The following is a 13,681-nucleotide window of genomic DNA, read 5'->3' on the forward strand; positions in this document are numbered from 1 at the left end:
TATATGGAACACCGCCGCGCATGTCTCTCACTACCATTTCCGTCCGCGGCGCTCGTGAACACAATCTCAAGGGGATCGACGTCGATCTCCCGCGCGACAGCCTGATCGTCATCACCGGCCTTTCCGGCTCCGGCAAGTCGAGCCTGGCGTTCGACACGATCTACGCCGAAGGGCAGCGCCGCTACGTGGAATCGCTCTCGGCCTACGCGCGCCAGTTCCTCGAGATGATGCAGAAGCCGGATGTCGAGCATATCGACGGCCTCTCGCCCGCCATCTCGATCGAGCAGAAGACCACCAGCCGCAACCCGCGCTCCACCGTCGCCACGGTGACCGAGGTCTACGACTACATGCGCCTGCTCTGGGCGCGCGTCGGCATTCCCTATTCCCCCGCCACCGGCGAACCGATCAGCGCGCAGACCGTCAGCCAGATGGTCGACCGCGTCATGGCCCTGCCCGAAGGCACCCGCGCCTACCTGCTCGCTCCCGTCGTGCGCGGCCGCAAGGGCGAATACCGCCGCGAACTCGCCGAATGGCAGAAGGCCGGCTACACCCGCGTCCGCATCAACGGCGAAATGATGCCCATCGAGGACGCCCCCGCGCTCGACAAGAAGCTCAAGCACGACATCGAGGTTGTGGTCGATCGCATCGCCGTCCGCGACGGCATCCAGACGCGCCTCGCCGACAGCTTCGAACAGGCCCTCAAGCTCGCCGACGGCCTTGCCTACATCGATCTGGCGGATGGCGTCGTGCCTGGCCGTGAGGACGAGGCGGAGGCCGATGCCAAGGGCAAGAAGGGCTCGATGAAGAAGACCGGCCTCCCGGCCAACCGCATCGTCTTCTCCGAAAAGTTCGCCTGCCCCGTCAGCGGCTTCACCATCGAGAGCATCGAGCCGCGCCTGTTCTCGTTCAACGCCCCCCAGGGCGCCTGCCCCGCGTGCGACGGTCTGGGCGAAAAGCTGCTGTTCGATCCCCAGCTCGTCGTCCCCAACGAGAACCTCAGCCTCAAGCAGGGCGCCGTCGTCCCCTGGGCGAAAAGCAACCCGCCGTCGCCCTACTACATGCAGGTCCTCGCCAGCCTCGCCGGCCACTTCGGCTTCAGCCTCGACACCCCGTGGGACGCGCTCCCGGCGGAAGTGAAGATCGTCATCCTCTATGGCACCGCCGGCAAGGCCGTCCCGCTCACCTTCATCGACGGCAAGAAGTCCTACACCGTCCAGAAGGCCTTCGAAGGCGTGATCGGCAACCTCAACCGCCGCATGCTGCAAACCGAATCCGCCTGGATGCGCGAGGAACTCGGCAAGTTCCAGACCGCCCAGCCGTGCGAGACCTGCGAAGGCAAGCGCCTCAAGCCCGAGGCCCTGTCGGTCAAGGTCGCCGGGGCAGACATCTCCTCGATCACCCGCCTCTCCGTCGCCGCCGCGGTCGAATGGTACGGCGCGCTCGACAGCAAGCTCACCCCGCAGCAAAGCCAGATCGCCCGCGCCATCCTCAAGGAAATCAACGAGCGTCTCGGCTTCCTCAACAACGTCGGCCTCGATTACCTCAACCTCGATCGCACCTCGGGCACGCTCTCGGGCGGCGAGAGCCAGCGCATCCGCCTCGCCAGCCAGATCGGCTCCGGCCTCTCGGGCGTGCTCTACGTGCTCGACGAACCGTCCATCGGCCTCCACCAGCGCGACAACGACCGCCTCCTCGAAACCCTCAAGCGGCTGCGCGATCTCGGCAACACCGTGATCGTCGTCGAACACGACGAGGACGCAATCCGCACCGCCGACCACGTGGTCGATCTTGGCCCCGGCGCGGGCGTCCACGGCGGCGAGATCGTCGCGCAGGGTACGCTCGACGATATCCTGTCCAACCCGAACAGCCTCACCGGCCAGTACCTCACCGGCGCGCGCCGCATCGAGGTCCCGGCGCACCGCCGCCCTGGCAACGGCCTGTACATCGGCGTCGAAGGGGCGCGCGCCAACAACCTCCAGAACGTCAGCGCGAAGATCCCTCTCGGCACCTTCACCTGCGTCACCGGCGTCTCCGGCTCGGGCAAGTCGAGCTTCACGATCGACACCCTCCACGCCGTTGCCGCCCGCACGCTCAATGGCGCGCGCGTGATCGCCGGCGCGCACGACCGCGTCACCGGCCTCGAACATTGCGACAAGGTGATCGAGATCGACCAGTCGCCCATCGGCCGCACCCCCCGGTCAAACCCCGCCACCTACACCGGCGCCTTCACCCTGATCCGCGACTGGTTCGCCGGACTGCCCGAATCCGCCGCGCGCGGCTACAAGGCCGGTCGGTTCAGCTTCAACGTCAAGGGCGGCCGTTGCGAGAAGTGCCAGGGCGATGGCCTGATCAAGATCGAGATGCACTTCCTGCCCGACGTCTACGTCACCTGCGAGGAGTGCGACGGCAAGCGCTACAACCGCGAAACGCTCGAGGTGAAGTTCAAGGGCCACTCCATCGCCGACGTGCTCGACATGACGATCGAGGACGCCGAGGAGTTCTTCAAGGCCGTCCCCCCGATCCGCGACCGGATGCACATGCTCAACGAAGTGGGCCTGGGCTACGTCAAGGTCGGCCAGCAGGCGACGACGCTAAGCGGCGGCGAGGCCCAACGCGTGAAACTCGCCAAGGAACTCGCCCGCCGCTCCACCGGGCAGACGCTCTACATCCTCGACGAACCCACCACCGGCCTCCACTTCGAAGACGTGCGCAAACTGCTCGAAGTCCTCCACCGCCTCGTCGAACAGGGCAACAGCGTGGTCGTGATCGAACACAACCTCGACGTGATCAAGACCGCCGACTGGATCATCGACCTCGGCCCCGAAGGCGGCGTGCGCGGCGGCGAAATCGTCGCCGAAGGCACTCCCGAACAGGTGGCCAAGAACCCGCGCAGCTTCACCGGCCAATACATGGCCCCCCTGCTGAAACGCTGACAAATAGCCCTCTCCCGGTACCTTCGGTGGCCTTCGGCTCAGGGGAGAGGGGCGGGAGAGGGGAAGCCTGGCAGTTCTGAAACTGCTACGCCCGCCGCAACTGCGCCAGCGCCAGCACCGCGCCCGCCAGCACCGCCGCCAGCCCGGTCGAAAGCGCCATCTCCATCAGCGTCTCGCGCTGGTGCAGCGCGGGGATCGCCCCCACGGTCAGGAACAGCATCGCGGCATTGTTGATCGCCACCGGCGCCCACCCCATGATCAGCGCATAGACCGCGCCCACCACCAGCAACAGCGCCGCAATGATCCCGCCGGTGCCGAAGGCCGGGGGCAGGGCGGCGAGGGCGAAAGCGAGACCGATCCCGACAAAGGCTCCGAGGCTCGCGGGCAGGAGCTTGTCCGGCGCGGCATGGAACAGCCCGGTGAAGGTGAACACGAACAGGAACCCCCCATAGACTGACGGCAGCCCCAGCACTCCGCTGATCGCGATGAACGCCGCCACGCCCAGGATCACCACGACCAGCACCACCAGCCCCTTGCCCGGAGTCAACCCCTGCGCCGGAGCCTGTGCGTCGCCATCCGCGAAAGTCGCCATCAGTTAATCCTCTTTCGAGTGGATTTCATCACCACTTTGCGAAAGTCCCTTGAACCCCAATTACGCACCACCGGCAACCCGTTTCTCCTCGTCACGAGGAGGGCGGCGGCCGAAGGTTGTGGAGGGGCACCCACGCAACATCACCACCCCGAAGACCAAGCCCCGTCACCCTGAACTCGTTTCAGGGTCCATCCCTCCCCGGAGGCGGAGGCCCAATCGGCAAAATGGATCCTGAATCAAGTTCGGGATGACGCAGCGAGAAGGAGGCGCGGTCAGTTCTCCCCGCAACACCGGCACCCGCCGAACCCCTTCGAAGCGCGCGCTGCTCCAGGCTATCGAGGATTTCGGCGGCAAGGGGTGAGGGGAACAAGGCGTCCTTCTTGTCGGTCCACACTGTCGTCGCCCCGGACTTGATCCGGGGTCAGGCTTTCCGCGTCAAACGCAGCGTGTGACGAAGGAAGCCCAATCCCGGGTCGAGCCCGGGATGACGGGAACGGGGCAGGATATTCGGCGGTTCCTTTGTTGGCCAACACGCCTGACCCACAAACCATTTTCCTACACCCCCCATCCTCACCTAAAAGTTCCCGTTTCGTTCCAAACGGGAGCCGCCCATGCCGCACGCCGCCGATCCGCATCAGCCCTCCACCATTGCCACATCGTCTTTCGGACGCGGGTGGATTCCCGCCGGGCGTGACATCGGGCTTCCTGACGACGACTTCCCACCATTCAATGCGAACGGGCAGGCGGATTGGGCGGGGTGGGTCTCTCATGTAGCGAAGCGCAGTGCAGCAGAGCCATTATCGGACTCGGGGCAACGCCCGAGCGCGAGTGCTGGTGCTCCCCTCCCGTTTGCGGGAAGCGGGATAGAGGGCAGCGCACTCCCGCACCCCAACGCCTTCACCCCCGTCCGCATCGCCCGCTTCCTCGAAAGCCTCAGCCGGTGCGGGCAGGTGCGCAACGCCGCGCGCGTGGCGGGGGTGTCGCAGCAGACGGCCTATGTCCGCCGCCGCCGCGATCCCGCCTTCGCCGCCGGGTGGGATGCGGCGCTGATCCTGGCGCGCGAGGCGGCCGAGCAGGTCCTTGCCGAACGCGCCCTGTGCGGCATCACGGAAACGATCTGGTTCCGGGGCGAGGCGGTGGGCGAGCGGCAGCGCTTCGACGGGCGCCTCCTCCTCGCCCATCTCGCCCGCCTCGATGCGCGGGTCGCGGCGGCGCCCGGTGCCGTCCACCACCTTGCCGAGGACTTCGACGCCATGCTCGTCGCGCTGGCCGGGGGCGAGGAGCCGGCAGAGGCTGTAGACTGGCCCGACCCCGCCCGCGACGATCATGTCGAGGCGCGTGCCGATGCCGCGGCAAGCGCCTTCGATCATGCCCATCCCGAACCGGAAGACCCGCTCGACGATGCCGCCTGGGATGCCTGGCAGTCCGCCCGCGCTGCCGCATCCGACGCCGCGCGCCTTGCTGCGCAAGCCGAATGGCGCGCCGCCGCGCAAGGCCGCGACGCCAGCCTCGCGACGCTGCTTGATGCCCCGCTCGAACGCAAGGCTGCCGGCACCGTCGTGACGGCGGCTGCGGCAGAAGTCGGGCCGGGGTCCGGGCCTCAGCTACAGCGCCAGGCGGAATGCCCCCAGGACAGTGTAAACACCGTCAACCCTGCGCCTGCCGCGCCCGTCCCGATTGCGCGAGGACAATTCCCGCCGTCGCCGCACGGGTGTAGGCTGGCTGCCGCGCCGGAGAGTCGTCACGCCTTCCGGCCTCTCAAGGGAGACAAGATCATGAGACGTGCAACATCGACCGTCGCGATTGCCGCAGCGCTCGCCGCCACCGCGCTTGCCAGCCCGGCGGTCGCCAAGCCGGTCACGCTCACCGCCAGCCTTGCCGGTGCGGCCGAGACGGGCGGCGGCGATGCCGACGGCGTGGGCGGCTTCAAGGTCGAGGCGGACGATGATTCCGGCGATTTCTGCTTCACGCTCTGGGCCGAAAAGATCGCGGCGCCGACCATGGCCCATGTCCACGAAGGCGCGGCGGGGGCCGACGGCAAGCCCGTCGCCACGATCGAGGTCACCGGCAAGGACAGCGACGCCTGCGTCGCGATGGAGCCCGAACTGATCAAGAAGATCCTCGCGGCGCCCGGCGACTACTACGTCAACGTCCACACCGGCGATTTCCCCAAGGGCGCTATCCGCGGCCAGCTCCAGAAGCCCTGATCGCAGGGCGCGGGCGCGGCAGGTCCGGCTGCTGGCGTGGCGCTCGGCCACTCGTCGCCCGGCGCTTGCTGGGGCGGTCACGTCTCGGCGGTTGGGCGGCGGTCGCAAGCCGGGCCATCGCATGATGGTCGGCGTGGGCCTGCGGGGGTCGGTTAGACAGATGGCCAGGAGAGGCCAAATGGCAAATGGCAAATGGCAAATGGGGGCCAGCATTGCTGCCGGCCCCCATTCCACGTCCACGCTTGCGCCTTGCGGCGCGTTCCGGCGGCGTGGTGCCGGGCAGGGCGTCTTGCGTGGGGAGCGTTTTCCGGGTGCCTTTCGGGGCGCGAAACCCCTGGGCTGCTGCCGATCCGTGCTCTCGCCCGGGCCTGCCGCGCTTCCGTCCTGCCGCTCCTTTCGCATGCTGGCGAACGACATGCGCCCGCCGCCTGCACCTGCTCCCGCGCTCGCCTTCTGCCGGATCGCTCCGGCGCCGATCGTGGGCGTTTCCTCCGTTCCGCGGCGTCGCTCCCGGCCTCGCTTGCGCTGCGCCGGACGTTCTCCCGCGTCGGGAAGTGCGACGTGCCGCCCGATGCCCTTCCATCGTCGCGCGCCGGATGGAGGCCAAGGCCCTCGCCGCGCGCTGCTGCGGAAGAGGCGTCGCGTGACACCTCGTTTCCGATCACGAAGGCCGCAGGTTCGCGCATCCGCAAGCAGGCCCGAAGGCGCCTGGAGGGTGGTTACGCTGCAGAGTTTCCGTGTTCGTATCGTTGCGCGAATTTTGCTTCGAAATCAGCGGTTTGAACCGCCTTTTCCGTGCCGTTTCGTGCGTCAACACAGGAAAGCTGCGCCTCTCGTCCGAGTCGCGCAAGCGAAAAGTGCGGGAGTTATCCACAACCCCCGCACTCTTCGGTGGATAGCTCTTGTGCAGCGCCGAAGCGCGGCGATCAGCGGCCCTGCTGCGCCAGCAGGCGAAGGCGCAGGGCGTTGAGCTTGATGAAGCCCGCCGCGTCCTTCTGGTCGTAGGCGCCGGCATCGTCCTCGAACGTCACGTGGCGTTCGGAGTAGAGGCTGTCGGGCGACTTGCGGCCGACGACCGAGGCGCTGCCCTTGTAGAGCTTGAGCCGGACGGTGCCGTTCACGCGGGCCTGCGAGTGATCGATCGCGGCCTGCAGCATCTCGCGCTCGGGCGAGAACCAGAAGCCGTTGTAGATCAGCTCCGCGTACTTGGGCATCAGCTCGTCCTTGAGGTGCGCCGCGCCCCGGTCGAGGGTGATGCTTTCGATGCCGCGATGGGCACGGGCATAGATCTCGCCGCCGGGCGTTTCGTACATGCCGCGGCTCTTCATGCCGACGAAGCGGTTCTCGACGAGATCGAGACGGCCGATGCCGTGCTTGCGGCCGAGGTCGTTGAGGGCGGCGAGCAGCGTGGCGGGCGACATGGCCTCGCCGTTGAGCGCGACGCCATCGCCCTTCTCGAAGTCGATGGTGATGTACTCAGGGGTGTCGGGCGCGTCTTCCGGATTGACGGTGCGCGAGTAGACGTAGTCCGGGGTTTCCTGCCACGGATCTTCCAGCACCTTGCCTTCGGACGAGGTGTGGAGGAGGTTGGCGTCGGTCGAGAACGGGCTTTCGCCGCGCTTGTCCTTGGGGACCGGAATCTGGTGCGCTTCGGCCCAGGCGATCAGCGCGGTGCGGCTGGTGAGATCCCATTCGCGCCAGGGCGCGATAACCTTGATGCCCGGTTCGAGGGCGTAGGCGGACAGTTCGAAGCGGACCTGGTCGTTGCCCTTGCCGGTCGCGCCGTGGGCGACGGCATCGGCTCCGGTTTCGCGCGCGATTTCGATCAGGCGCTTGGAGATCAGCGGACGGGCGATCGAGGTGCCGAGCAGGTAATCGCCCTCGTAGCGGGCATTGGCGCGCATCATCGGGAAGACGAAGTCGCGCACGAATTCCTCGCGCAGGTCGTCGATGTAGATGTGGTGATCGGGCACGCCCATCAGCTTTGCCTTGGCGCGCGCGGGTTCGAGCTCCTCGCCCTGGCCGAGGTCGGCGGTGAAGGTGACCACCTCGCAGTTGTAGGTGACCTGCAGCCACTTGAGGATGACGGAGGTGTCGAGACCGCCGGAGTAGGCGAGGACGACCTTCTTGATATCGGACATGGGCGCTACGACTCCCGTGAATTACGCGCCGCGCGACTAACAGGCGAGGTCCAACATCGCAACCTTTGCCGGGCAGGCTGGGCCATCCCTCGCAGAATGCCGAGTTGTTCACCCGCCCCCGGACATGGTGTGCCTGTTCGCAAGGACCCCGCCGGATGCAAGTGCATCAGGTCGGGGGCATCAGGGCGGGCAGCAGCGATGGGAGCAGGAATGGACGTTCGCGCGAAACTGGTGGCAGACGCACGGCACATGCTGGAGCGGCTGGAGAAGGGCACGATCACGCCAGCTCCGGCGCGTACCAGCCGGCCATCTTCGATCTATACCGACGAGGCGCTGTTCGGGCGCGAGAAGGAGCGCATTTTCCGCAAGGCGCCGCTGATGCTGGCCGCATCGTGCGAACTGCGCCGGGCGGGCGACTACAAGGCGATGGACGTGGCGGGTGTTCCGGTGCTTCTGGTGCGCGGACAGGATGGAACCGTCCGGACCTTCCTCAACGCCTGCACCCACCGCGCCGCGAAGCTGGCGCACGGGTGCGGCCATGCGGCGCGGCTGACGTGTCCCTATCATGCCTGGAGCTTCCGGCTCGACGGGGCGCTGCTGGCGGTGGCGTCGCGCGGGGTGTTCGGCGAAGTCGATGCGGAGGAGAGCCGGCTGGTATCGTTCCCGACGACCGAGCGGGCAGGGCTGATCTGGGCAGTGCTGGACCCGGACGCGAGCCCCGACTTCGATGCTTTCCTTGGCGGTTTCGACAAGCTGATCGCCCAGTTCGGCTTCGAGAACTGGCACCACTTCGAAAGCCGCAGCCTGCCGGGCGCGAACTGGAAGCTGGCCTTCGACGCGCATCTCGAATTCTACCACCTTCCGGTGCTGCACCGGGCGACCTTCGGTCCCGGAATGAGCAACCTTGCGGAATACTTCTTCCACGGCCCGCACCAGAGGCTGGGACTGGTGACGAACGCCGGGCACGTGCTGGAGCAGGACGACGTCGCCAGCCTCGCCACGCTTCCGGAAGGCGAGTGGCCGGCCACCCCGCTATTGTTCGGCGAGTGGATCATCTTCCCGAACGTGTCGATCAACTGCTTCTACAAGGGCGGGCGCGGCGTGATCATCTCGCAGGTGTTCCCGGGAGCGAGCGTGGGGGAATCGGTGACCGTGCAGATGTTCCTCCACGAGAACCCGCCTGCCGAAGACCTTGTGGCCGATGCGCGAGCGATGTCCGATTTCCTTGGTCAGGTGGTTGGCGAGGAGGACCTGCCGATGTCGCGTGGCCAGCAGGAGGTGCTGGAGTCCGGCCTGCTGCCGCGCGTCCAGTTCGGCCGCAACGAGGGCGGCGTGCAGCATTTCCACGAGTGGATCGACCGGTTCGTCGAAGCGCCGCGCGAGGCGACGCTGGCCGCCGTCATGGGCGGGGAATAGGTCAGTCCGAAAAATAGGGCAGTCTGAGCCCCTCGTGCGCTCCCGCAGTGGCAGGAGCGCACGCAGGAGCCCAGGGCGCGCGGGGTTTACTGCTGGTGGCGGTAGACAGCCCGTTCGTGGCTGAAGCACTTGAAGCCGAACACGCCGTGGTAGCTGCCCATGCCGCTGGTGTTGACGCCGCCGAACGGCAGGTTGTTTTCCAGGTAGTGCGAGAACACGCCATTCACCGTGACACCGCCCGACGAGGTGCGGGCGAGGACCTTTTCGACGTTCGCTTCGTCCTTGCTGTAGACATAGAGTGCGAGCGGCTTGTCGCGGGCTTCGATGTAGCCGATCGCCTGGTCGAGCGTGTCGTAGGTCATCACCGGGATGACGGGGGCGAAGATTTCGTCCTGGAGGATGGTCATCTGCGGGGTGACGCCGGTCAGCATGGTCGGATGGATGGTGAGGTCATCGGCTTCGAACGTTCCGCCGGCGGCGACGGTCGCGCCCTTGGCGACGGCATCGTCGAACATGGCCTTCACGCGGTCGAAGTTCGCCTTGTTGACCACCTGGGCGATGCTGTCCTTCTTCAGGTTGCCGGCATCGTCATAGAGGTTCTTCTGCACGTTGGCCCGGAAGCCTTCGACCAGCGCGGCCTTCTTGTCTTCCTTCACGAAGACGTAGTCCGGGCTGATGCAGGCCTGCCCGCCGTTGAACTGCTTGGCCGCGGCGAGCTGGGCGGCGACCTGATCGATGTCGGCGCTATCGTCGACGATGACGGGCGACTTCCCGCCAAGTTCGAGCGTGACGCTGGTGAGGTGCTTTGCGGCAGCGGCCATCACGATCTTGCCGACGCGGGGCGAGCCGGTGAAGAAGACGTGGTTGAACGGCAGATCGAGGAGCGCGGTGGCGACCGAGACGTCGCCTTCGAACAGAGCCACATCCTTTTCGTCGAACGCTTCCCTGACGATCACCGAGGCCACCCTTGCGGTGGCGGGGCAGAGGTCGGTGAGCTTCACGATGCAGGTGTTGCCTGCGGCGATGGCAGCGGCGACCGGACCGAGCGCGAGGCCGAGGGGGAAGTTCCAGGGGCCAAGGATCAGGCAGACGCCGCGCGCTTCGTGGATGATCTGCGCGCGGTCGGCGGGATTGAGCGAGGTGGCGACCTCGACCGGCTTCATCCATTCATCGAGATTGTCGATGTTGCGCTGGATGTTGGCGGTGACGTTGAGGACTTCGGTCACGCGGATTTCGCCAACCGGCTTGCGCGTGTCTTCGAGGACGGCGGCGACGATGTCGTCGGCGTGGGCTTCGACGGCGGCCTTGAGGCGCGCGAGCTTTTCCTTGCGCTCGGCCGCGGTGGAGGCCTTGGCCTCCCACATGTGCGCCTGCTGGAGTGCGAAGACGCGTGCGATGTCGGCGGAAAGGTCGGCGGCGGTCGGGGCAGTCATGGGCTTTGGCATCCTGCGTGAGAACAATTTTCGTTAGTGTAACTAACGAGTTCGCGCGGGAATGGCAACGGTAGTGGCGGCAGGCGCGCGTGCCCTTTCGGGTGGTTTCACCTGATGGCGCGCAGGGCGGGCGAGTATGGAGCCGTCAGTTCGGCCGTCAGGCGAGTTGTTCCAGCGCGGGGACGAGTTCGTCGAAGTGATCGATCACTGCATCGGCGTTCAACTCGTCAGCCGGAAGGTCGTTGAAGCCGAAGCGGACGGCGACGACGGGCAGGCCCGCCGCGCGGGCCGCGCCGACATCGAACGTGGTGTCGCCGACGAAGGCGGCCGGGCCGCCGCCGCAGCGTTCGACCATGGCGTGGAGCATGTCCGGGCGCGGCTTGGCGGTGCCGGGGCCGAGCGTGTCCCCGCCGATGATCGTCGCGAAGCGGTGGGTCATGCCCAGTTCCTCGAACAGGCGGACCGCCAGCGATTCCTTCTTGTTCGTGGCGATGGCGACTTTCACGCCGCGTGCATCGAGCGCGTCGAGCATGGCTTCGCCGCCCGGAAACAGCGTGGTGTGGTGGGCGATGTTGCTTGCGTAGAAGGCGATGAGTTCGGCCTGGAGGCGGGGGAAGGCTTCCTCGTCGACCCCGCCCGATTCCGTGAGCGCCGAGCGCAGCATCTGGGCCGCGCCGCCGCCGATGTGGCGGGTTACCTCTTCCAGGAGAACCGGCGGGCGACCGGCGAGCGCCAGCGCGTGATTGAGCGCGGTGCCGAGATCGCGGGAGGTATCGAGCAGCGTCCCGTCGAGGTCGAAGCCGACGATCGCATAAGGAAATTTGGCCATGGTGTGCGCAACTGGCGCGCCGTTCTGGAAAGCGCAAGGTTTGTCTGGCAAGGGTGCGCGCATGACCGACGCTTCTACCGTGGATAGCCCCCTTGCCATCATCGTCCTTGCCGCCGGCAAGGGCACCCGCATGAAGAGCGACCTGCACAAGGTGCTCCACCCGATCGCCGGGCGGCCGATGCTGATGCACCTGATGGCGAGCGCCGCCGAACTTTCCCCCGCGCGCCAGGTCGTCGTGGCTGGCCACGGGCGCGAGCAGCTGGAGAAGGCGCTGGGCGGCAGCGCGGACATCGCGGTGCAGGACCCGCAGCTTGGCACCGCCCACGCGGTGCAGCAGGCGCAAGGCGCGCTGTCGGGCTTCGAGGGCGATGTGCTGATCCTCTATGGCGATGTGCCGTTCGTGCGTGCATCGACCATGCGCGCGATGATCGAACGCCTGCACGGCGCGGACGAGCCTGCCGCTGTGGTGCTGGGCTTCGCGCCCGCCGACACGCTGCAATACGGCCGCGTGATCGCCGATGACGGCCGCATCGTGAAGATGGTGGAGCACAAGGACGCGAGCGAGGCCGAACGCGCCTGCCGCGTGTGCAATTCGGGCCTTATGGCGGTGCGCAGCGCGGACCTGTTCGGGCTGCTGGCGCGCGTCGGCAACGACAACGCGCAGGGCGAATACTACCTGCCCGACGTGGTCAACATCGCCATTGCCGATGGCCGGACCTGCGCGGTGGTGGTGACGGACGATGCGGACGAGGTGGCCGGGATCAACAGTCGCGGCGAACTGGCCGAGGCGGAAGGGCGCTGGCAGCAGCGCCGCCGCGCGGCCGCCATGGCCGACGGGGCCAGCCTGATCGCGCCCGAGACGGTCTGGTTCGCGTGGGACACGGTGCTGGGCCGCGACGTGACGATCGAGCCCAACGTGTTCTTCGGCCCCGGCGTGACGGTGGGCGACAACGTGACGATCCACGCCTTCAGCCATCTCGAAGGGGCGAGCCTGGCGCAGGGCGTGGAAGTCGGGCCATATGCGCGACTGCGGCCGGGCGCGCGGCTGGAGGAGAAGGTCAAGGTCGGCAACTTCGTCGAGGTGAAGAACGCGGTGCTGCACAAGGGTGCCAAGGCCAACCACCTGACCTATCTGGGTGATGCCGACGTGGGTGCGGGCGCGAACATCGGGGCAGGCACCATCACCTGCAACTATGACGGTTACTTCAAGCACAGGACCGTGATCGGCGAGCGCGCGTTCATCGGATCGAACAGCGCGCTGATCGCGCCGGTGCGGATTGGCGCCGACGCCATCGTTGCCGCCGGAAGTGCCGTATCGCGCGATGTGGCGGACGGTGAATTGCGCATGGTGCGCGCCGAACAGCTCGTCAAGCCGGGCTGGGCAGACCGTTTCCACGACGCGATGAAGAAGAAGAAGGCGGAAAAGAAATCCTGAAAGATCAGGCGCGGATGTGGCCTCGCGGAGGAAGATGCGGCTTGACGATATCACGATATGATATCATGATATCAACATGACTCGCATCCTTGCAGATCTGCCGGACGAAGACATCGAGAAGCTGGATGCGCGCGCTGCGGCTCTCGGCAAGTCGCGGGCGGCGCTGGTGCGCGAGGCGGTGAAGCTTTTCCTGGTGCAGGGCAGCAGCAGCAACGACTGGATCGATCGTTTCGCCGGGCTTTGGGCCGAGCGCGACGACATCCCCGACAGCGTCGCATATCAGCGCGCGATCCGCGAAGACCGCAGACCTTACGCAGACATCTGATCCGTGTCCGCCCCCTTCTTCGACACCAGCATCGTTATCGACTGGCTTAAGCGCGTGCCCCAGGCGACGCAGGAGCTTGCCCGATATCGCTCGCACCGGATCAGCCGGATCGTGTGGACCGAGGTCCTGGCGGGCGAAACGCTTGAACGGCGCGAACTGGTGCGCGAGGCGCTGAGCCATTTCGATACCGTGGAAATCGACGCGCGGATTGCCATGGCGGCGGCCGATATCCGGTACAGGAGCCGGATGAAGGTCATGGACGCCTACATCCTGGCCACTGCGCAGATCAACGGAAGCATTCTGGTTACACGAAATACCAAGGATTTTCCGGCCACCATGCCGGGGATTCGCGTACCCTATACCCTCTAGC

At 66.7% G+C, this 13,681-nt stretch carries 10 protein-coding genes; 6 read left to right on the top strand and 4 right to left on the bottom strand.

Translation table 11 applies throughout. The features are described 5' to 3' along the window. Window positions 1-20 precede the first annotated feature (20 nt). Window positions 21-2,933: an excinuclease ABC subunit UvrA gene (uvrA, locus tag SARO_RS05950; protein ID WP_011444851.1), complete on the top strand. Its 2,913-nt coding sequence runs from the start codon at window positions 21-23 to the stop codon at window positions 2,931-2,933. An 85-nt stretch (window positions 2,934-3,018) separates the two neighbouring features. On the opposite strand, the gene SARO_RS05955 is transcribed toward uvrA, so the two are convergent. Then, the gene (locus SARO_RS05955) at window positions 3,019-3,525 is read right to left on the bottom strand and encodes a hypothetical protein (RefSeq protein WP_011444852.1); all 507 of its coding nucleotides are present in this window, start codon (window positions 3,523-3,525) and stop codon (window positions 3,019-3,021) included. 950 nt (window positions 3,526-4,475) lie between these two features. Here SARO_RS05955 and SARO_RS20155 point away from each other — a divergent pair. After that, window positions 4,476-5,732, top strand: coding sequence for a CHRD domain-containing protein (locus SARO_RS20155; RefSeq protein ID WP_049759320.1), 1,257 nt, complete (start codon window positions 4,476-4,478; stop codon window positions 5,730-5,732). Between the two features lie 926 nt (window positions 5,733-6,658). Here SARO_RS20155 and SARO_RS05970 read toward each other — a convergent pair. Continuing rightward, on the bottom strand, window positions 6,659-7,873 hold the full coding sequence (locus SARO_RS05970; protein ID WP_011444854.1) for an argininosuccinate synthase: 1,215 nt from the start codon (window positions 7,871-7,873) through the stop codon (window positions 6,659-6,661). Between the two features lie 210 nt (window positions 7,874-8,083). Here SARO_RS05970 and SARO_RS05975 point away from each other — a divergent pair, with 210 nt between their 5' ends. Then, window positions 8,084-9,289 (top strand): aromatic ring-hydroxylating oxygenase subunit alpha, encoded by a 1,206-nt coding sequence (locus SARO_RS05975; protein ID WP_011444855.1) that lies wholly within the window; start codon window positions 8,084-8,086, stop codon window positions 9,287-9,289. 86 nt (window positions 9,290-9,375) lie between these two features. Here the strand turns inward: SARO_RS05975 and SARO_RS05980 are convergent, their stop codons facing one another. Next, a complete protein-coding gene (locus tag SARO_RS05980; RefSeq protein WP_011444856.1) occupies window positions 9,376-10,722 on the bottom strand; it encodes an aldehyde dehydrogenase family protein in 1,347 nt (448 codons plus the stop codon). 157 nt (window positions 10,723-10,879) lie between these two features. After that, window positions 10,880-11,551, bottom strand: coding sequence for an HAD-IA family hydrolase (locus SARO_RS05985; protein ID WP_011444857.1), 672 nt, complete (start codon window positions 11,549-11,551; stop codon window positions 10,880-10,882). Between the two features lie 61 nt (window positions 11,552-11,612). Between SARO_RS05985 and glmU the strand changes: the two genes are divergently transcribed. The 3 genes from glmU (at window position 11,613) to SARO_RS06000 (ending at window position 13,680) form a co-directional block, all read left to right on the top strand. Then, entirely contained in the window at window positions 11,613-12,986 is a 1,374-nt protein-coding gene (gene glmU / locus SARO_RS05990) for a bifunctional UDP-N-acetylglucosamine diphosphorylase/glucosamine-1-phosphate N-acetyltransferase GlmU (protein ID WP_011444858.1), read from the top strand. Between the two features lie 76 nt (window positions 12,987-13,062). After that, window positions 13,063-13,311, top strand: a complete 249-nt coding sequence (locus tag SARO_RS05995) for a ribbon-helix-helix domain-containing protein (protein WP_011444859.1) — start codon at window positions 13,063-13,065, stop codon at window positions 13,309-13,311. A 3-nt stretch (window positions 13,312-13,314) separates the two neighbouring features. Next, the gene (locus SARO_RS06000) at window positions 13,315-13,680 is read left to right on the top strand and encodes a type II toxin-antitoxin system VapC family toxin (RefSeq protein WP_011444860.1); all 366 of its coding nucleotides are present in this window, start codon (window positions 13,315-13,317) and stop codon (window positions 13,678-13,680) included. Window position 13,681 lies beyond the last annotated feature (1 nt).

The organism is Novosphingobium aromaticivorans DSM 12444, assembly GCF_000013325.1.
Lineage (GTDB): Bacteria > Pseudomonadota > Alphaproteobacteria > Sphingomonadales > Sphingomonadaceae > Novosphingobium > Novosphingobium aromaticivorans.

Coding starts and splice junctions, on each gene's coding strand:
- uvrA (WP_011444851.1), top strand. CDS start 21: ATGTCTCTCACTACCATTTCCGTCCGCGGCGCTCGTGAACACAATCTC.
- SARO_RS05955 (WP_011444852.1), bottom strand. CDS start 3,525: ATGGCGACTTTCGCGGATGGCGACGCACAGGCTCCGGCGCAGGGGTTG.
- SARO_RS05970 (WP_011444854.1), bottom strand. CDS start 7,873: ATGTCCGATATCAAGAAGGTCGTCCTCGCCTACTCCGGCGGTCTCGAC.
- SARO_RS05975 (WP_011444855.1), top strand. CDS start 8,084: ATGGACGTTCGCGCGAAACTGGTGGCAGACGCACGGCACATGCTGGAG.
- SARO_RS05980 (WP_011444856.1), bottom strand. CDS start 10,722: ATGACTGCCCCGACCGCCGCCGACCTTTCCGCCGACATCGCACGCGTC.
- SARO_RS05985 (WP_011444857.1), bottom strand. CDS start 11,551: ATGGCCAAATTTCCTTATGCGATCGTCGGCTTCGACCTCGACGGGACG.
- glmU (WP_011444858.1), top strand. CDS start 11,613: ATGACCGACGCTTCTACCGTGGATAGCCCCCTTGCCATCATCGTCCTT.
- SARO_RS05995 (WP_011444859.1), top strand. CDS start 13,063: ATGACTCGCATCCTTGCAGATCTGCCGGACGAAGACATCGAGAAGCTG.